General features: G+C 69.2%; 17 protein-coding genes. 5 read left to right on the plus strand and 12 right to left on the minus strand.

Going from position 1 to position 15,999, the window contains the following annotated elements; genetic code table 11:
• Positions 1-51: 51 nt before the first annotated feature.
• On the minus strand, positions 52-933 hold the full coding sequence (nifH, locus tag BLT78_RS11930) for a nitrogenase iron protein (protein WP_090349186.1): 882 nt from the start codon (positions 931-933) through the stop codon (positions 52-54).
• A gap of 439 nt (positions 934-1,372) precedes the next feature.
• Between nifH and BLT78_RS11935 the strand changes: the two genes are divergently transcribed.
• Both BLT78_RS11935 and BLT78_RS11940 read left to right on the plus strand, forming a co-directional pair.
• The gene (locus BLT78_RS11935; RefSeq protein WP_090349187.1) at positions 1,373-2,242 is read left to right on the plus strand and encodes an SIR2 family protein; all 870 of its coding nucleotides are present in this window, start codon (positions 1,373-1,375) and stop codon (positions 2,240-2,242) included.
• Positions 2,243-2,270: 28 nt separating this feature from the next.
• Positions 2,271-2,837, plus strand: coding sequence for a hypothetical protein (locus tag BLT78_RS11940; RefSeq protein ID WP_090349188.1), 567 nt, complete (start codon positions 2,271-2,273; stop codon positions 2,835-2,837).
• A 362-nt stretch (positions 2,838-3,199) separates the two neighbouring features.
• On the opposite strand, the gene BLT78_RS11945 is transcribed toward BLT78_RS11940, so the two are convergent.
• Positions 3,200-3,940, minus strand: coding sequence for a helix-turn-helix domain-containing protein (locus tag BLT78_RS11945; protein ID WP_090349189.1), 741 nt, complete (start codon positions 3,938-3,940; stop codon positions 3,200-3,202).
• Positions 3,941-4,062: 122 nt separating this feature from the next.
• Between BLT78_RS11945 and BLT78_RS11950 the strand changes: the two genes are divergently transcribed.
• The 3 genes from BLT78_RS11950 to BLT78_RS11960 are packed head-to-tail and all read left to right on the plus strand — an operon-like array spanning position 4,063 to position 8,918.
• Positions 4,063-4,863 carry a hypothetical protein gene (locus BLT78_RS11950; protein ID WP_157719539.1) on the plus strand — a complete coding sequence of 267 codons (801 nt, stop codon included), beginning with the start codon at positions 4,063-4,065 and terminating at the stop codon, positions 4,861-4,863.
• A 15-nt stretch (positions 4,864-4,878) separates the two neighbouring features.
• The gene (gene aas, locus BLT78_RS11955; protein ID WP_090349191.1) at positions 4,879-7,044 is read left to right on the plus strand and encodes a bifunctional acyl-ACP--phospholipid O-acyltransferase/long-chain-fatty-acid--ACP ligase; all 2,166 of its coding nucleotides are present in this window, start codon (positions 4,879-4,881) and stop codon (positions 7,042-7,044) included.
• A complete protein-coding gene (locus tag BLT78_RS11960; protein WP_090349192.1) occupies positions 7,041-8,918 on the plus strand; it encodes an MFS transporter in 1,878 nt (625 codons plus the stop codon). Before aas ends, BLT78_RS11960 begins: the two co-directional genes overlap by 4 nt.
• A 24-nt stretch (positions 8,919-8,942) precedes the next feature.
• On the opposite strand, the gene BLT78_RS11965 is transcribed toward BLT78_RS11960, so the two are convergent.
• The 10 genes from BLT78_RS11965 to rsxC form a co-directional block, all read right to left on the minus strand.
• Positions 8,943-9,185 (minus strand): hypothetical protein, encoded by a 243-nt coding sequence (locus BLT78_RS11965; RefSeq protein ID WP_090349193.1) that lies wholly within the window; start codon positions 9,183-9,185, stop codon positions 8,943-8,945.
• A 159-nt stretch (positions 9,186-9,344) separates the two neighbouring features.
• On the minus strand, positions 9,345-9,917 hold the full coding sequence (locus tag BLT78_RS11970; RefSeq protein ID WP_090349194.1) for a MerR family transcriptional regulator: 573 nt from the start codon (positions 9,915-9,917) through the stop codon (positions 9,345-9,347).
• Complete coding sequence (locus BLT78_RS11975; RefSeq protein WP_090349195.1) at positions 9,914-10,330, minus strand: hypothetical protein; 417 nt, start codon at positions 10,328-10,330, stop codon at positions 9,914-9,916. The genes BLT78_RS11970 and BLT78_RS11975 overlap by 4 nt, the downstream gene beginning before the upstream one ends.
• A gap of 210 nt (positions 10,331-10,540) precedes the next feature.
• Positions 10,541-11,260 (minus strand): dinitrogenase iron-molybdenum cofactor biosynthesis protein, encoded by a 720-nt coding sequence (locus tag BLT78_RS11980; RefSeq protein ID WP_090349196.1) that lies wholly within the window; start codon positions 11,258-11,260, stop codon positions 10,541-10,543.
• 49 nt (positions 11,261-11,309) lie between these two features.
• Positions 11,310-11,714: a NifB/NifX family molybdenum-iron cluster-binding protein gene (locus BLT78_RS11985; RefSeq protein WP_090349197.1), complete on the minus strand. Its 405-nt coding sequence runs from the start codon at positions 11,712-11,714 to the stop codon at positions 11,310-11,312.
• A 50-nt stretch (positions 11,715-11,764) separates the two neighbouring features.
• Complete coding sequence (locus tag BLT78_RS11990; RefSeq protein ID WP_090349198.1) at positions 11,765-12,016, minus strand: RnfH family protein; 252 nt, start codon at positions 12,014-12,016, stop codon at positions 11,765-11,767.
• Between the two features lie 22 nt (positions 12,017-12,038).
• Positions 12,039-12,755, minus strand: coding sequence for an electron transport complex subunit E (locus BLT78_RS11995; protein ID WP_090349199.1), 717 nt, complete (start codon positions 12,753-12,755; stop codon positions 12,039-12,041).
• Entirely contained in the window at positions 12,752-13,435 is a 684-nt protein-coding gene (gene rsxG, locus BLT78_RS12000; RefSeq protein ID WP_090349200.1) for an electron transport complex subunit RsxG, read from the minus strand. Before rsxG ends, BLT78_RS11995 begins: the two co-directional genes overlap by 4 nt.
• Before the next feature lie 2 nt (positions 13,436-13,437).
• Positions 13,438-14,529 carry an RnfABCDGE type electron transport complex subunit D gene (locus BLT78_RS12005; protein ID WP_090349201.1) on the minus strand — a complete coding sequence of 364 codons (1,092 nt, stop codon included), beginning with the start codon at positions 14,527-14,529 and terminating at the stop codon, positions 13,438-13,440.
• Positions 14,529-15,995, minus strand: coding sequence for an electron transport complex subunit RsxC (rsxC, locus tag BLT78_RS12010; RefSeq protein ID WP_090349202.1), 1,467 nt, complete (start codon positions 15,993-15,995; stop codon positions 14,529-14,531). Before rsxC ends, BLT78_RS12005 begins: the two co-directional genes overlap by 1 nt.
• Positions 15,996-15,999: the final 4 nt, after the last annotated feature.

Consider the following 15,999-nt stretch of genomic DNA (forward strand, 5'->3'; position numbering starts at 1 on the left):
ACGCTCCGACAGGGCCCATCTGCCCTGCCCCGTCCTTCAGCGGCGATGCGATCAGGCGCTGACCTCGTCGGCGGCGGTCTTGCCGACGATGCTCAGGTCCTCTTCTTCCATGATGCCGAACTCCATGAGCAGGGCTTCCAGCTCGTCCATGGTGATCGGGGTCGGAATGATCAGCTTCTTGTTGTTGACGATCTTGTTGGCCAGCGCGCGGTACTCGTCGGCCTGCTTGGCCTGCGGGTCGTACTCGATCACGGTCATGCGGCGGATTTCGGCGCGCTGCACCACGTTGTCGCGCGGCACGAAGTGGATCATCTGGGTGCCCAGCTTGTCGGCCAGGGCCATGATCAGCTCGTCTTCGCGGTCGGTGTTGCGGCTGTTGCAGATCAGGCCGGCCAGGCGCACGCCACCGGAGTTGGCGTACTTCACGATGCCTTTGGAGATGTTGTTGGCGGCGTACATGGCCATCATCTCGCCGGAGCAGACGATGTAGATTTCCTGGGCCTTGTTCTCGCGGATGGGCATGGCGAAACCGCCGCACACCACGTCGCCGAGCACGTCGTAGAACACGAAGTCGAGGTCCTCGTCATAGGCGCCTTCCTCCTCGAGGAAGTTGATCGCGGTGATCACGCCACGGCCGGCGCAGCCAACGCCCGGCTCCGGGCCACCGGACTCGACGCACTTGACGCCACCGAAGCCGACCTTGAGCACGTCTTCCAGCTCGAGGTCTTCCACGGTGCCGGCCTCGGCGGCCATTTCCATGATGGTGTTCTGCGCCTTGGAGTGCAGGATCAGGCGGGTGGAGTCGGCTTTCGGGTCGCAGCCGACGATCATGACTTTCTTGCCCATTTCGGCCAGAGCAGCCACGAGGTTCTGAGTAGTGGTGGACTTGCCGATCCCACCCTTACCGTAGATAGCGCATTGACGCATTGCCATAATCAAGTTCCTCAGGTTTCGTTTCCACGTTTGTGGGCTGTAGGCCCGAACAAGCCTGCGCAACCTGATCGATGCAGCGTCTGTGCCAGCACCGAAAACAACTCATAAGTCATTGATTTAAATCGAATAAATAATACTCACCGGGGCATTCCGAGCGGTTCGATACACAACAAAGGCCTCTCGCGCCATGTGCCAATGGCGACAACCCAACAAACTTTTCCGTGGTTCGCAAAGTTCGCCAGCGAGCCGCACTCGGCCTGTCGCGAATACGACAATTGTCGCTGCGCTACTTGGCTTTTGTTATTTACGGGAAACTCCTCGACTACCAACACGGCAAATAAATTCATTGCGCATCAATGAGTTGTCGTATTCCCGCGAAACTGGTTCGGATATTGCGTCAGTGCCGGCGAGCAACGCCTTATTCCAGCGGGAGAGTCCAGTGAACAGCACTTCCATTGAGGAAATCCTCGCCCAACTCGGCAGCGGCGATATCGTTCCCTACCTGGGCCCCGGCGTCCTGCGCGGGGTGGTCGATCGCCTCAGCGGCAAGCCGATCCCGGCCGACAGCGACAGCCTGATCCTCGCCATGACCGGCGGCCAGCCGATGTCGCCACGGCTGATGTACGAGTTCCCGCGCGCCGCCATGCATCTGGAGAACAAGAAGGGCCGCAGCTACATCGAGCGCTTCCTGACCCAGACCTACGCCAGCGACCACTGGACGCCGTCGCCCTTCCACCAGTGGCTGGCCGACCAGCGCCTGCCCTACGTGATCGACTGCAACCGCGATACCCAGCTGCAGCGCTGCTACGCCGACCGCGCCCACACCCTGGTGGTCGGTGCCGCGCGCATCGCCGCCACGCCCTATCGCTTCGACCTCTACCAGTTCGACGCCGGCCACTACCGCGCGATCGAGCTGGCCGAGGTCGACGCCGAGCTGCCGGTGCTGTTCAAGCCGCTCGGCACGCCGCTGCCCCGGCCCGGCTACGTGGCCTCGGACGCCGACTTCGTCGACTACATCACCGAGCTGATGGGCGGCTTTGCGGTGCCGGCCTGGCTCAAGCTCAAGCGCAAGAACAAGCGCTACCTGTTCCTCGGCATGCGCTTCAACCGCGACACCGAACGCATGGTGATGAGCGACCTGATCCACGACGCCGCCCCGGCGGCCGGCTGGGCGCTGATCGGCGCACCGAGCGAGAAGGAGAGCAAGGTCTGCGCGCGCAAGCACCTGCAACTGATCGATGCCGACTGGAGCCGCCTGTTCGCCCTGGCCAACCCCGAAGCTGCCGCCGACACCGTGCGCGTGGCCTGAATCCCTTGATCAACGAGAGAGCCTCACCATGCTGCTGAAAACCTACGAAGAGAAGAACCTGCTGTGCAACCTGAGCGTCAACGGCGCCACCAGCCAGGCCGACACCTATGCCTACCGCGGCGACCTGGTGCTGACCGAGGGCGAGGTCGCCGACGACGCCGGCCGCCGCCTGCCGCCGACCGCGGTGGTCAAGCAGGCCACCGTGCTGGTCAAGGGCGACAAGCTGGCCATGGTCAGCGGCATCCTCAGCCACCTGGCCGAGGTGCCGCTGTTCGTCGAGCGCTACCGTCACGACCTGGCCGCCGACATCCATGTGCTGTTCTACGTCGAGGACCTGACCAAGTCGCTCACCACCGACCTCGACGGCGTCGGCATCATCCTGCTGCCGCACCCGGACGGCGGCGCCGCCTGGCAGACCCTGATGGACGACCTGCGCCTGGACAAGGACGACTTCAAGGGTCAGAGCGCCGAGGACAAGGTCATCACCATGGCCGCGGGCCTGGCCGACTACCACCCGAAGTTCGACAGCCTGAGCTTCGAGCAGTGCCTGGCCTTCGTCAGCACGGTCAAGCGCGAGCACCGCGGCCCGGTCTGATCCCGCCGTCCCGATCTCCAGTGTCCCATTTAGGCCGTTAAGCCACTCCCCCGCTCCTGGGGGAGTTTTGTTTCCGGCGCCCGCCTCCGCAGGAGTAGGGTGCGTCGCGCGCACCGGCCTATCTTCGCTGGTGCGCATGGCGCACCCTACTTCCGGTGGCGGTGCTGGTGGGGAGTTTTGTTTTCCGGCACCCGCCCCCGCTGGAGTAGGGTGCGCCGCGCGCAGCAACAGGCACGGCGGTGCGCGCGGTGCACCCTACTTCCGGTGGCGGTGCTGGTGGGAGTTTTGTTTTCCGGCACCCGCCCCTCTGGAGTAGGGTGCGCCCTGCGCACCAACAGGCACGGCGGTGCGCACGGCGCACCCTACTCCTGGTGGCGGCGCAGCGCGGTGAACGCCGCCAGCTCCCACTCGCGCAGCGCCAGCAGCAGGCCGCAGCCGCGGCGCCTGGCCAAGGGCGCGGCCAGGCTCTCCTCGTGCAGCTCGGCGAAGCGCTGGCGCAGGCGGCGCACCTCGGCCTGCAGCTGGGCCAGCGCCGCCTCGGTGAGCATGCCGTGGGCGAAGCCGAGGGCCTGGTCGGCGCCGGCGAAATCGCTGGCGAGGAACTCGCCGAGACCCTGGCGCAGGAAGAAGCGCTGGATCGGCCCGTCGGGCCGCCAGTCGAAGTCGCGCGCCACGTTGAGGCGCACGCGGTTGCCGGGCAGCAGCTCGATCAGGCGCAGGCGGTCGAGGCGCGCCAGGCAGCGGATCGCCTCGCTCTCGCTCAGGCGGTATACGCTGAGGATGTCGGCCAGGCGCCACTGGTTGAGCACGCACACCGCCACCAGCAGCAGGCGGTCGTCGGAGACCAGCTCGCGCTCCTGGGCCTCGCTCAGGGTGTGCAGGCGCTGGCCGCTGGCGGCGGCCTCCTGGCTCAGCTCGGCTAGGGTGAAGCCGAGCAGATGGGCGATCTGCAGCAGGCGCTCGAGGCTGAAGCTGCCGCTGGCGAACAGGCGCTTGACGCTGGCCTCGGAGAGGTCGAGTTCGCCGGCGAGGTCGCGATAGGTCATGCCGCGCGCCTTGAGCTGGCGCTTGAGGGTGGCGATCAACTGGTCGAGTTCGCTCATGGGGCACGGAAAGTAGCGTTTTTCGATACCTTGCAGTGTACGCGACGCGACATTTCTCGACGGAGTTTCGCTTCACGTTTCCCGAGGCCATGCTCGGCTCACCCACCACCCTGGAGACCGCCATGGATCGCTGCTCTCGCCACCTGCCGCTGCTGCTCACCCTGCTGCTATCGGCCGCCGCCCTGCTGCACGGGCCCATCGCCCAGTTCGAGGACTACCACGCCTTCGCCGACCGGCTGACCCTGTTCGGCATCCCCCACTTCTGCGACGTGCTGTCCAACCTCGGCTTCGCCGTGGTCGCCCTGTGGGGGCTGTGGCGCCTGGCGCCGCGCCGCCACAGCCACTTCGCGCACAGCTGGCCGGGCTACGCGCTGTTCCTCGCCGGCCTGCTGCTCACCGCCGCGGGTTCGAGCTGGTATCACCTGGCGCCCGACGACCACCGCCTGCTGTGGGACCGCCTGCCGATCGCCCTGGCCAGCGCCGGCCTGCTGGCCGGGGTGTGGGCCGATTGTCGCCAACGCGATGGCCGCGCCTTCGCCGCCCTGCTCGGAGCCTTCGCGCTGGCCGGCGTGCTGTGGTGGTACCTCACCGCGCTGACCGGCGTCGGCGACCTGCGCCCCTACCTGCTGCTGCAGCTGCTGACCATCCTGCTGATCCCGCTGTGGCAGTGGCTGCATGGCCGCCCGCGCGGCGAGCGCCTGGCCTTCGCCGGTGCCATGGGCCTGTACCTGCTGGCCAAGCTCGCCGAGCTGCTCGACCATCAGCTGGCCGCCCTGTTCGCCCCGCTGACCGGCCATACCCTCAAGCACCTGCTGTCCGCCGCCGCCACCGCGGTAGTGGTCGCCCAGCTGGCGCGCCGCGCGCCGCTGGCCAGCGACACGGAAGCGGTGGCACCATCGCGCCACTCCCTCCACCACTCCTGAGCTCAGGGACCGATCATGCTCAAGCTCCTCCTGCGCAACCTGCTGCAGCGCCTGCTGCGGGTGCGCGTGCACGGCGATACCGACGTGTTCGCCAACCCGCGCACGCTGATCGTCGCCAACCACGAATCCTTCCTCGACGGCCTGCTGCTCGGCCTGTTCCTGCCGGTGGACGCCACCTTCGTGGTCCACTCGCAGATCGCCAGCCGGCCGCTGCTGGGTTTCCTGCTGCGCTTCGTGCCGCACCTGGCGGTGGACTCGACCAGCCCGCTGGCGATCAAGCAGATCGTCCGCCTGGTGGAGAGCGGCCGGCCGGTGGTGATCTTCCCCGAGGGGCGCATCACCCGCACCGGCTCGCTGATGAAGGTCTACGACGGCGCCGGCTTCGTCGCCGCCAGGACCGGCGCCACCGTGGTGCCGGTGCGCATCGACGGCGCCGCGCGCAGCTACTTCGGCCGTCTGGCCGGGGTCTACCCGCGCCGCCTGCTGCCGCAGGTCGACCTGTACGTGCAGCCGCCGCGGCAGATCGCCATGCCGGCGCTGCCCTCGGCCAAGCAGCGCCGCCGCCGCGCCGGCGAGCTGATGCGCCACATCCTGCTCGACATGCTGGTGGCCAGCCGGCCGCGACGCACCCTGTTCGAGGCCTTCCTCGACGCCCGCGCGGTGTTCGGCAGCGACTACCAGCTGGTCGAGGACGTGCGGATGGTCGAGGAGTCCTACGGCTCGCTGCTGAAGATGGCCCTCGGTCTCGGCCGCCTGCTCAGCCGCCACACCGCGCCCGGCGAGATCGTCGGCGTGCTCACCCCCAACGCCGCGCCGACCCTAGGTCTGGTGCTCGCCCTGTCGCTGAACGCGCGCATCCCGGCAATGCTCAACTACACCGCCGGCCGCGACGGCCTGCAGGCCGCCTGCACCGCCGCCGGCATCAGGACCATCGTCGCCTCGCGCACCTTCGTCGACAGGGCGCGCCTCGGCGGCCTGCTCGAGCAGTTGCCCGGCATCCGCGTTCTCTATCTGGAGGACCTCAAGGCCGAGCTGAGCCTCGCCGACCGCCTGTGGCTGCTCGCCCACCTGCTGCTGCCGCGGCGCGCCGCCGTGCCCCAGCAGCCCGACGATCCGGCGCTGGTGCTGTTCACTTCGGGTTCGGAGGGCAAGCCCAAGGGCGTGGTGCACTCGCACGACTCGCTGCTCGCCAACGTCGCCCAAGTGCGCGCGGTGGCCGACTTCACCCCGCTCGACAAGTTCATGATGGCGCTGCCGCTGTTCCACTCCTTCGGCCTGACCTGCGGCGTGCTGCTGCCGCTGGTGTCCGGCTGCAAGGTGTTCCTCTACCCCAGCCCGCTGCACTACCGCATCGTCCCCGAGCTGGTCTACGACCGCGACTGCAGCGTGCTGTTCGGCACCTCGACCTTCCTCGGCAACTACGCGAAGTACGCCCACCCCTACGACTTCGGCCGCCTGCGCTACGTGGTGGCCGGCGCCGAGCGGCTCAACGAGGAGGTGCGCCAGACCTGGATCGACAGGTTCGGCATCCGCATCCTCGAGGGCTACGGCATCACCGAGTGCGCGCCGGTGGTGGCGGTCAACGTGCCGATGGCCTGCCGGCGCGGCAGCGTCGGCCAGTTGCTGCCGGGCATCGCCCATGAGCTGGAACCGGTACCGGGCATTGAGCACGGCGGCGCCCTGCACCTGCACGGCCCCAACCTGCTCAAGGGCTACCTGCTGTTCGAGCAGCCCGGGGTGATCCAGGCCCCGCCGGCCATCCGCCCCGGCTGGTACGCCACCGGCGACATCGTCGAGCTCGACGACGACGGCTTCCTGCACATCTGCGGCCGCCTCAAGCGCTTCGCCAAGCTGGCCGGCGAGATGGTCTCGCTGGAGGTGGTCGAAGAGATCGCCGCCAGCGCCGCACCGGGCTTCGCCCACGCCGCCGCGACTCGCGGCGACGCCGCCAAGGGCGAGGCGCTGGTACTGTTCACCAGCGCCCCGCAGCTGGGCCGCGACGCCCTGCTGGCCGCCGCGCGCCGCCTGGGCGCCAGCGAGCTGGCGGTGCCGCGCGACATCCGTCATCTGGACGCTCTGCCGCTGCTCGGCACCGGCAAGATCGACCACGTCGCCCTCAAGCGTCTGGCCGAAGCCGCCGCCAGCCCACTCACCGTCGCCCGTCAGGACACCCCGACATGAGCTCGTCCCTCGCCCTGCTCAGGGCCCGCCGCTTCGGCCCGCTGTTCGTCACCCAGTTCCTCGGCGCGTTCAACGACAACCTGTTCAAGAACGCCCTGGTGGTACTGCTGACCTTCCAGGCCGCGCAGTGGACCAGCCTGTCCATCGGCCTGCTCGCCAACCTGGCGGCGGGCCTGTTCATCCTGCCGTTCTTCCTGTTCTCCGCCACCGCCGGGCAGCTCGCCGACAAGTACGACAAGGCGCGCGTGGCGCGCTGGACCAAGCTGCTGGAGATCGTCATCGTCCTGCTCGCCGGCGCCGGCTTCTGGACGCACAGCCTGGAGCTGCTGCTCGCCGCGCTGTTCCTGCTCGGCCTGCAGTCGACCCTGTTCGGCCCGGTGAAGTACGCCATCCTCCCCCAGCACCTGCACGAGGACGAGCTGGTCGGCGGCAACGCGCTGATCGAGGCCGGCACCTTCGTCGCCATCCTCATCGGCACCCTGGCCGGCGGCCTGCTCGCCGGGATCGAGGGCGGCAGCCTGTGGATCACCGCCGCCTGCCTGGCGGTGGCCGTGGTCGGCTACTGGGGCAGCCTGGGCATCCCGGAAGCACCGGCGCCGGAACCGCAGCTGAGGATCAACCCCAACCCGCTGAGCGAGACCTGGCGCAACATCGGCTTCGCCCGCGAGAGCCGCACGGTGTTCCTGGCGATCCTCGGCATCTCCTGGTTCTGGCTGTACGGCGCGCTGCTGCTCGCCCAGTTCCCGGCCTACGCCAAGGACGTGCTGGGCGGCAGCGAGAGCGGCGTGACCCTGCTGCTGGGCATCTTCACCCTCGGCATCGGCGCCGGCTCCATGCTCTGCGAGCGGCTGTCCGGCAAGCTGGTGGAGATCGGTCTGGTGCCGCTCGGCTCGATCGGCCTGACCCTGTTCGGCCTCGACCTGGCCTTCGCCTCGCCGGCCAGCCCGCCGCCGGCACCGCTGGCGCTGGCCGAGCTGCTGCAGGCGCCCGGCACCCTGCGCGTGCTGTTCGACCTGTTCGGCCTGGGCCTGTTCGGCGGCTTCTTCATCGTGCCGCTGTACGCGCTGATGCAGCTGCGCTCGGCCGCCGAGCACCGCGCGCGCATCGTCGCCGCCAACAACATCCTCAACGCGCTGTTCATGGTGGTCGGCGCCGGCGCCGCGGCCGGGCTGCTCGCCGCCGGGCTGTCGATCCCCGAGCTGTTCGCCGCCGCGGCGCTCATCAACGCGCTGGTCGCCGTGTACATCTACCGCCTGGTGCCGGAGTTCCTGCTGCGCTTTCTCGACTGGCTGCTGATCCACTCGGTCTACCGCCTGGACAAGCAGGGCGTCGAGCGCATCCCGCAGAGCGGCCCGGCACTGCTGGTGTGCAACCACGTCAGCTACGTCGACGCCCTGGTGATCGCCGCCGCCTGCCGGCGGCCGATCCGCTTCGTCATGGACCACCGCATCTTCCGCTGGCCGCTGCTGTCCTTCGTGTTCCGTCACGCCCGCGCCATCCCCATCGCCCCGGCGAAGGAGGACGCCGCGCTGCTGGAGCGCGCCTACGCCGAGGTGGCCAGCGCGCTGGAGGCCGGCGAGCTGGTGGCGATCTTCCCCGAGGGCCGGCTGACCCCGGATGGCGAGGTCGGCCCGTTCCGCCCCGGCACCCAGCGCATCCTCGAAAGCAACCCGGTCGAGGTGCTGCCCATGGCGCTGTCAGGGCTGTGGGAAAGCCCGTTCTCGCGCCGCGCCAGCTCCCTGTTGCAGCGCCTCGGCCAGCTGCATCCGCTGCGCCGCGTCGCCCTCAGCGTCGGCGAACCGGTGCCGGCAAACGTGGCCGAACCCCGGCTGCTGCGCCAGCGGGTGCTGGAGCTGCGTGGTACGGAGCAGTGAGGGCGGCGCAGTAAGGACAGCGCGTCAGGCGGCGAACTGGCCGAGAGCGGCCATCATCGCCAGTGCCGCTACGGCGCCGCCGACGCACTGGACATAGATTTCCTCACGGTGCCCGCTACGCCAGCCGTGGCGGGGATAGCGGCCGAGGGTGAACAACTTCACCCAGGGCCAGCCGAGCCAGTAGCACAGGGTGCCGAGGATCAGCTCGCCGACAAATTCGGCGAGAAGACGGGCCGCGAATGCCAGCAGTGCCAATAGCAAGTCCATTGCTCAATCCTTCGCCATCAATGGCGCCTTCGCAGCGACCCGGTCCGCGCCCCGTGGCGCCTTCCGATCATCCGCGAGTCACACACGACAGACAACTCGCGCAGCGATTGCCCACCGCGGAGCAGTACGCCGGTGGACAAGGCTGCGCCGTTGTCCAGCCTACTTGTCGGTCTTGACTCGCGACCAGCAGCGAATTCTTGCCACCTCCGCCGGATCGAGGCCAAGCAACTTCAGGAAGCTCGCATGCTGGTCAGGGTCTTCACGCTCGAACTCAATGTGCCACAGGTGCATTGCCTCTTCGTTGAAGCCTGCGCGCCGCAACAACTCGACCCACGACTCCTTGTCCCAGTGCTGCCGACCGTTGAGGACGTCGGGAGCCGCGAGCAGACGTGCGAGATCGCGCTGCTGCTTGCGGATACGCTGCACTTCCTGGCTGAGACCGAGCAGACGCTTCTCCAGTAACGCCATAGGCCCGGTGCCTCCACGCGCGGCTGATTCCTCGGATGGCGAAAGGATGCTGCGTATGTCGGCTAACGCCAAACCCGACTCGCGCAGACGACGGATAGTGAGCAGGCGATCCAGCTCGGACTCCCCATAGAAGCGGTAGCCGGCCGGGCTACGTCCGTGGGGAGCCAACAACCCGATGGACTCGTAATACAGGATCGAGGAGCGCGCCAGCCCGACGCGTTTGGCGAGCTGGCCGAGCGTGAGCTTGCTGCGGGATTGGCTCATAACGGCAGAGGCTGGCGGTCCGGTGCCGTGAAGCACTCCCGTGCCGCCTCCGAGTACAAGGTTTCGTCACTATAGTGGCGCACCAGAACGCGGCGCGCGTCACCGACCAGATCGGCGTTGGCGGCAAGGAAGTCAGGCCAGGAGAGTGCCCTGTTACTGGCGCCGCCATGCGCCATCAGACGTACCAGTGCTTCGGAAAGGGTCCGGTTGTACTTTTCCGGAACACCCAGACGCGTCGCCAGCCGGGCGATAGCGTTGCAGGTTTCCGCCACCGCATCCTCAAACGGACGACGCTGGAGCAGCAGCCAGGCGGCTCGCATGTGGCCGAGGTGATCAAAGCCGGCTGGCGGCATGCTGGAATCCAGAAAAGCCGCCAGAAACTGGTCGTCAGACATTGATTTCGGATCGCCCATGGTCTGCTCCTGTGGAATGGGAGCGCCAAGCTTCGACCCTACTATAGTCGTCAGGTCAAGCCATGATGAGCCAAAGCAACGCAGGGTGAAGAAGGGGGTCCATACAGGGCAACGCGCAGCGATTGTCCACCGTTGGGGCCGGACACAGGTGGACAAGGCTGCGCCGTTGTCCACCCTACTTGCGGTCCATCAGCGCGCGCCCCGCGCCCCTCAGGCCAGCTCCTCCCCGTCCCATTCGAAGCGCACCCGCTGCTCGGCGCTCTTGCCGAGCAGCTTGGCCAGCCACGGCGGCGGCGAGCCGCCCATGACCCGCTGCAGCTCGGCCAGCACCGCCTCGGCGCGACCGCCGCCGGGCTTCTTCAGCGGGTGGATGCCGGCGCGCACCACCTTGGCCGCCGCCGGGCCGCCGATGGAGACCACGTAGAGTACCTGGCAGTCGCCGATCAGCTCGGCGCGGAAGGCGTTCTTGTCCTCGGCCTCTTCGGCCTCGAGAGTGGAACGGATGTCGACCAGGGTCTGCTCGCCGGCGCTGACCTGGTAGACCAGGAAGCGCAGGCAGGTGCCGAAGTGGCCGTCCAGCTGGGCGCCGTTGTTGGAGGCAATGGCCACGCGGATCGAGCCGGCCGGCACCGCGCTCAGGGCCACCGGCTGAGGCAGGTCGTCGGCGATGGTCTCACCCCAGAGGATGCGCACCGCTTCCTTGAGCGCGCTCATCGGCGTGTCGAGCAGGTCGACGTCATCCTCGGAGCCGGCCAGGCCGATCTTCAGGTCGGTGACCGTCACCCCCTGCAGGCTCTCCTCGGTGAGCGGGCCGTTGACCTGCTGGTGGAGGATCTCCAGCAGCTGGGCGACGCCGGTGTCGGGCAGGGCGCGGGCCGCCAGGGCGATGCGCAGGGCAGTTTCGCGGTTCATGGTTGCGGGACTGTTCATGGTGCGGCTCCTCGACGACCGCCAGGTCGTCACTGCTCATCGATAATCGTCAGGCGTGGCCGGCCTGGTGCCCTTCCCCGCCGCAGGCGTGTTCGTCGTGCGGCGCGCCGGGCGGCAGGCTGCCGGCTAGGAAGGCCCTGACCGCCTGCAACGGGTCGCTCTCGCCGGTGGTGCGCAGGCTCACGCCGCGCTCGCCGAGGCGACGGATCACCCCGTCGCCGGCGCTGCCGGCGATGGCCACGTCCAGCGTGTGTAGCGGGTGGCGTTCGGGCTGCGCGCACACGTGCCACTCGTGCAGGCAGGCATGCTCGGCCAGCTCGAGATCGTAGGCCTCCTCCGGTGCTTCGCCGGGCCAGACGTCGAACACCCGCCAGCGCTGGGCCCGCCCGGCGTGTCCGGCCACCCGGCCGTCGCGGTCGATGGCCACGGCGATCAGTCGTCGGCTCTCACTCATGTTCACAGCACCTCGCAGCAAGGGGAAAAGACGCAGCCACGCGGGCGCGGTCAGTCATCGTCATCGTCGTCGAGCCCCCGCGTGATGCGCTGGTAGATCTCCACGCGGTCGCCGTCCTTCAGCGGGCTGTCCAGCTTGACGAACTTGCCGAACACGCCGACCTTCTGCTGCTTCAGGTCGATCTCCGGGCAGTAGCGCAACAGCCCCGACTGCTCGATGGCCTGCGCCACGCTGCTGCCCTCCTCGACCTGGCAGGTCAGCAGCAGCGGTCGGGGGGCGGCGTACACCACAGCAACTTTCATGGCACTCACTCCTGGGCCGGGCTCATTGCAGGACGATCAGCTCGCCGTGGGACTGGATCCGCCGCTCGGCGCGGCGGCGGTCGAGCACGCGCTTGCCGGCCAGCAGGAAGCCCAGGACGATGAACGCCCCCGGCGGCAGGATGGCCAGCAGGATGCCCTGGAAGCCGGGCAGCACGGTGATCTCCAGCCACGCGAAGTGCGGGCCGAGCAGGGACGAGGCCTGGGCGAACAGGGTGCCGCTGCCGAGGATCTCGCGGATGCCGCCGATCAGCACCAGCACCCAGGTGAAGCCGATGCCCATGCCGGCGCCGTCGAGCATCGCGGGGAGCACCGGGTGCTTGAGGCTGAACGACTCGGCGCGGCCGAACACCGCGCAGTTGGTGACGATCAGGGCGATGAACAGGCCGAGCACCTTGTACAGCTCGTGCATCCAGGCGTTCATCGCCATGTCGATCAGGGTCACCACGCCGGCGATGACGGCGATCATCACCGGGTTGCGCACCTCGGGGGCGATGGTGTGGCGCAGCGCCGAGATGATCGCGTTGGTGCAGATCAGCACCAGGGTGGTGGCCAGGCCCATGCCCAGGCCGTTGGTGGCGGTGGTGGTCACCGCCAGCGCCGGGCAGAGCGCGAGCATCTGCACCAGGGCGACGTTGTAGTCCCACAGGGCACTGGTGAAGTACTTCCAGGGACTGGCCGCTGCCGGCGCGCTGGCGGGAACGCCGCAACTGCTGCTCATGGTTGGCTCTCCTGTTGTCTTGCGCGCAGGGGCACGGCCTGGCGGGCCTGGAACTGCAGGGCCTGCAGCACGCTCCTGACCACAGCGCGCGGGGTGATGGTGGCGCCGGCGAACTGGTCGAACTGGCCACCGTCCTTCTTCACCTTCCACCTGGCCAGCGGCGTATTGGCCAGCGACAGGCCGTCGAAGGCCTTGATCCAGTCGCTGCGCGAGGCCTCGATCTTGTCGGCCAGGCCGGGGGTTTCCTTGTGCGCGAGCACGCGCACGCCGAGGATGCGGCCTTCGGCATCCAGGGCGATCAGCTGCAGGATCGGCCCGCCGTAGCCGACGTTGCTGACCTGGAAGGCCACCGCCACCAGGCGGCCGTCCTTGCGCGCCGGGTAGACTTCGACCGCACCCAGCTCGCCGTCCTGCACGGTGAAGGCATCCTGCAGCGGGTTGTTGTCGTACAGCGCCGCCGGCAGCACCTGGCGCAGCACCGCCAGGCGGTCCTCGAGCTGCTGGGCGGCGATCTGCCCGTGGGTCAGCCGGTCGCCGACCAGCAGCAGCACGGCGACCAGCGCGCACACCGCGGCCAGCGACAGGCCTTGGTACTCGATGCGCCCGCGCCAGCGCGCGAGCAGCGGCGGCGACGGCTGCGCGGCAGCCTGGTCCGCCGCAGTCACTGTGGTCTCGCTCATGCCTAGCCCTCCTGCTTGACCTGGCTGGTTTGCCGGCCGATGGCCAGCGGCTTGCCGCCCGCGGTACGGCCGTAGGCGCGCGGGCGCCAGTAGCGGTCGATCAGCGGACTGAGTGCGTTCATGAACAGCACGGCGAAGGCCACCGCCTCGGGGAAGCTGCCCCAGGTGCGGATCACGTAGACCAGCACGCCGCAGCCGGCGCCGAAGATCAGCCGGCCGCCGCGGCTGACCGGCGAGGTCACCGGGTCGGTGGCGATGAACAGCGCGCCGAGCAGCAGGCCGCCGCTGGCCAGGTGGTAGAGGCCGCCGGGGTAGCGTTCGGGGTTGATCTGGTGGGCGATGGCGGCGAGCAGCAGCACGCCGAGCAGCATGCTGACCGGGATCTCCCAGTGGATGAGGCGCCGCGCCAGCAGCCACAGGCCGCCGAGCAGCAGGAGCAGCTCGGAGGTCTCGCCGAGGCTGCCGGCGCTGTGGCCGAGCAGCGCCGGGCCCAGCGCGAAGTTGCCGGCGAGAATCGCTTCGGCGCTGCGGCCGAGGGTCAGCTCGGTCTTCAGTCCGCCGAGGGCGGTGGCGCCACTCATGCCGTCGGGCAGGGCGCCGCCGAAGCTGATGGCCAGGCCCTCGACGAAGCCCGGCGCGCCCGCCGAGCCGAGCGGCGCCGGCGGCACCCAGCTGGTCATCTGCAGCGGAAAGGCGATCAGCAGGGCGACGCGGGCGAGCATCGCCGGGTTGAAGATGTTCTGGCCGATGCCGCCGTACAGCTGCTTGCCGATGCCGACGGCGAAGGCGGCGCCGCCGACGCCGATCCACCAGGGTGCCCACGGCGGCAGCGACAGCGCCAGCAGCCAGCCGCTGAGCAGCGCCGAGCCGTCCAGCAGGCGCCGCTGCGGCTGGCCGAGCCAGCGCAGGCACAGCGCCTCGGTCACCAGCGCGCTGGCGCAGGTCAGCAGCCACAGGTTGAGCGCCGGCCAGCCGAACAGGTACAGGCCGAACAGGGTGGCCGGCAGCAGCGCCAGGCACACCTGCAGCATGATGCGGTTGACCGAGGAGCGGTCATGGGCGAAGGGCCCGGATGCGACATTCAGGGTGCTCATCACTGCGCCTCGCTGGTCGGTGTGGCCGCGAGTTTGACCTTGGCCGCCTTGGCTGCCTTGGCCGCGGCCTTGGCGGCCTCCTCAGCGGCCAGGCGCGCGGCGCGCGCCTCGGTCAGGCGCCTGATGTGGTCGGTCTTGCGTTCGGCGCTGCGCCGCTCGTCCTGGCGGCCCATGGCGTACTGGAAGTACTGCACCAGCGGGATGTGCGAGGGACACACGTAGGAGCAGCAGCCGCACAGGATGCAGTCGCGCAGGCCGTAGTCGTGGGCACCGTCGAGGTCGTCGACCCGCGCGCGGGCGGCCATCTCCAGCGGCAGCAGGCCCATCGGGCAGGCGTCCACGCAGCTGGCGCAGCGGATGCACGGCGAGGCCTGGTCGTGGCGCAGCTCGTGCGGGGCCAACGCCAGCAGGCCGGTGGCGCCCTTGATCACCGGCGCCTGCAGCGACGGCAGGCTGACGCCCATCATCGGTCCGCCGAGCAGCAGCCGCGCCGGCTCGCGGGTGAAGCCGCCGCAGGCGTCGAACAGCGCCTGCGCCGGGGTGCCGATCAGGGTTTCCAGGTTGCGCGGGTTGCTCACGCAGCTGCCGGCCACGGTGACCACCCGCGAGATCAGCGGGCGGCCGTGGCGCAGCGCCTGATGGATGGCGTACACGGTGCCGACGTTGTGCACCAGCGCGCCGACCGAGGTACTGCGCGCGTCGGCCGGCACCTCGCGGCCGGTGACCGCCTGGATCAGCTGCTTGGCCGAACCCATCGGATACAGCGCCGGCACCGCCTCGACCTCGATGGCGCCGTAGGGCTCGCTGGCCGCGCGCATGGCGGCCAGCGCCTCGGGCTTGTTGTCCTCGATGCCGATCACCACCCGGTAGGCGCGCAGGATGTGCTGGATCAGCCGCGCGCCGTCGACGATGGCCTCGGCGCGCTCGCGCATGATGCGGTCGTCGCAGGTCAGGTAGGGCTCGCACTCGCTGCCGTTGACCAGCACGGTCTTGATCTCGTGGCGGGTGCCCTGCTTGAGCTTGACCGCCGCCGGGAAGATCGCCCCGCCCATGCCGACGATGCCGGCCTGGGCCACCCGCTCGGCAAGCAGCAGCGGACTTTCCTCGAAGGGGTTGACCGGCACCTCCAGCTCGACCCAGCGCTCCTCGCCGTCGGTGTCGAGGACGATGCCGTTGACCGTGAGGCCCGACGGGTGCGGGGCGAGGATCGGGCCGATCGCGACGATCCGCCCCGAGCTCGGCGCATGGATCGGGGCCGACAGCTCCGAAGGCGAGCTGGCGATCAGCTGGCCCTTGAGCACCCGCTCGCCGACCTTGACCAGCGGCAGGGCCTCGGCGCCGGCGTGCTGGCGCAGCGGCAGGTACAGGCGCGGCGGCAGCGGCAGGCTGCCGATGGTCAGCGCCGAGGAGCGGTCCTTGTGGGCGGCCGGGTGGACGCCGCCGCGGATGCGGGCGAGATTGAACATGCGA

This window comes from Pseudomonas oryzae (assembly GCF_900104805.1).
Taxonomy (GTDB): domain Bacteria; phylum Pseudomonadota; class Gammaproteobacteria; order Pseudomonadales; family Pseudomonadaceae; genus Geopseudomonas; species Geopseudomonas oryzae.

What these genes read in the sequence shown, in the direction of transcription:
- BLT78_RS11975 (WP_090349195.1), bottom strand. Translation starts at nt 10,330, where the DNA reads ATGGGCGATCCGAAATCAATGTCTGACGACCAGTTTCTGGCGGCTTTT.
- BLT78_RS11940 (WP_090349188.1), top strand. Translation starts at nt 2,271, where the DNA reads ATGCTGCTGAAAACCTACGAAGAGAAGAACCTGCTGTGCAACCTGAGC.
- BLT78_RS11985 (WP_090349197.1), bottom strand. Translation starts at nt 11,714, where the DNA reads ATGAGTGAGAGCCGACGACTGATCGCCGTGGCCATCGACCGCGACGGC.
- BLT78_RS12005 (WP_090349201.1), bottom strand. Translation starts at nt 14,529, where the DNA reads ATGAGCACCCTGAATGTCGCATCCGGGCCCTTCGCCCATGACCGCTCC.
- BLT78_RS11970 (WP_090349194.1), bottom strand. Translation starts at nt 9,917, where the DNA reads ATGAGCCAATCCCGCAGCAAGCTCACGCTCGGCCAGCTCGCCAAACGC.
- BLT78_RS11990 (WP_090349198.1), bottom strand. Translation starts at nt 12,016, where the DNA reads ATGAAAGTTGCTGTGGTGTACGCCGCCCCCCGACCGCTGCTGCTGACC.
- BLT78_RS11945 (WP_090349189.1), bottom strand. Translation starts at nt 3,940, where the DNA reads ATGAGCGAACTCGACCAGTTGATCGCCACCCTCAAGCGCCAGCTCAAG.
- BLT78_RS11950 (WP_157719539.1), top strand. Translation starts at nt 4,063, where the DNA reads ATGGATCGCTGCTCTCGCCACCTGCCGCTGCTGCTCACCCTGCTGCTA.
- rsxC (WP_090349202.1), bottom strand. Translation starts at nt 15,995, where the DNA reads ATGTTCAATCTCGCCCGCATCCGCGGCGGCGTCCACCCGGCCGCCCAC.
- aas (WP_090349191.1), top strand. Translation starts at nt 4,879, where the DNA reads ATGCTCAAGCTCCTCCTGCGCAACCTGCTGCAGCGCCTGCTGCGGGTG.
- BLT78_RS11960 (WP_090349192.1), top strand. Translation starts at nt 7,041, where the DNA reads ATGAGCTCGTCCCTCGCCCTGCTCAGGGCCCGCCGCTTCGGCCCGCTG.
- nifH (WP_090349186.1), bottom strand. Translation starts at nt 933, where the DNA reads ATGGCAATGCGTCAATGCGCTATCTACGGTAAGGGTGGGATCGGCAAG.
- BLT78_RS11995 (WP_090349199.1), bottom strand. Translation starts at nt 12,755, where the DNA reads ATGAGCAGCAGTTGCGGCGTTCCCGCCAGCGCGCCGGCAGCGGCCAGT.
- rsxG (WP_090349200.1), bottom strand. Translation starts at nt 13,435, where the DNA reads ATGAGCGAGACCACAGTGACTGCGGCGGACCAGGCTGCCGCGCAGCCG.
- BLT78_RS11965 (WP_090349193.1), bottom strand. Translation starts at nt 9,185, where the DNA reads ATGGACTTGCTATTGGCACTGCTGGCATTCGCGGCCCGTCTTCTCGCC.
- BLT78_RS11980 (WP_090349196.1), bottom strand. Translation starts at nt 11,260, where the DNA reads ATGAACAGTCCCGCAACCATGAACCGCGAAACTGCCCTGCGCATCGCC.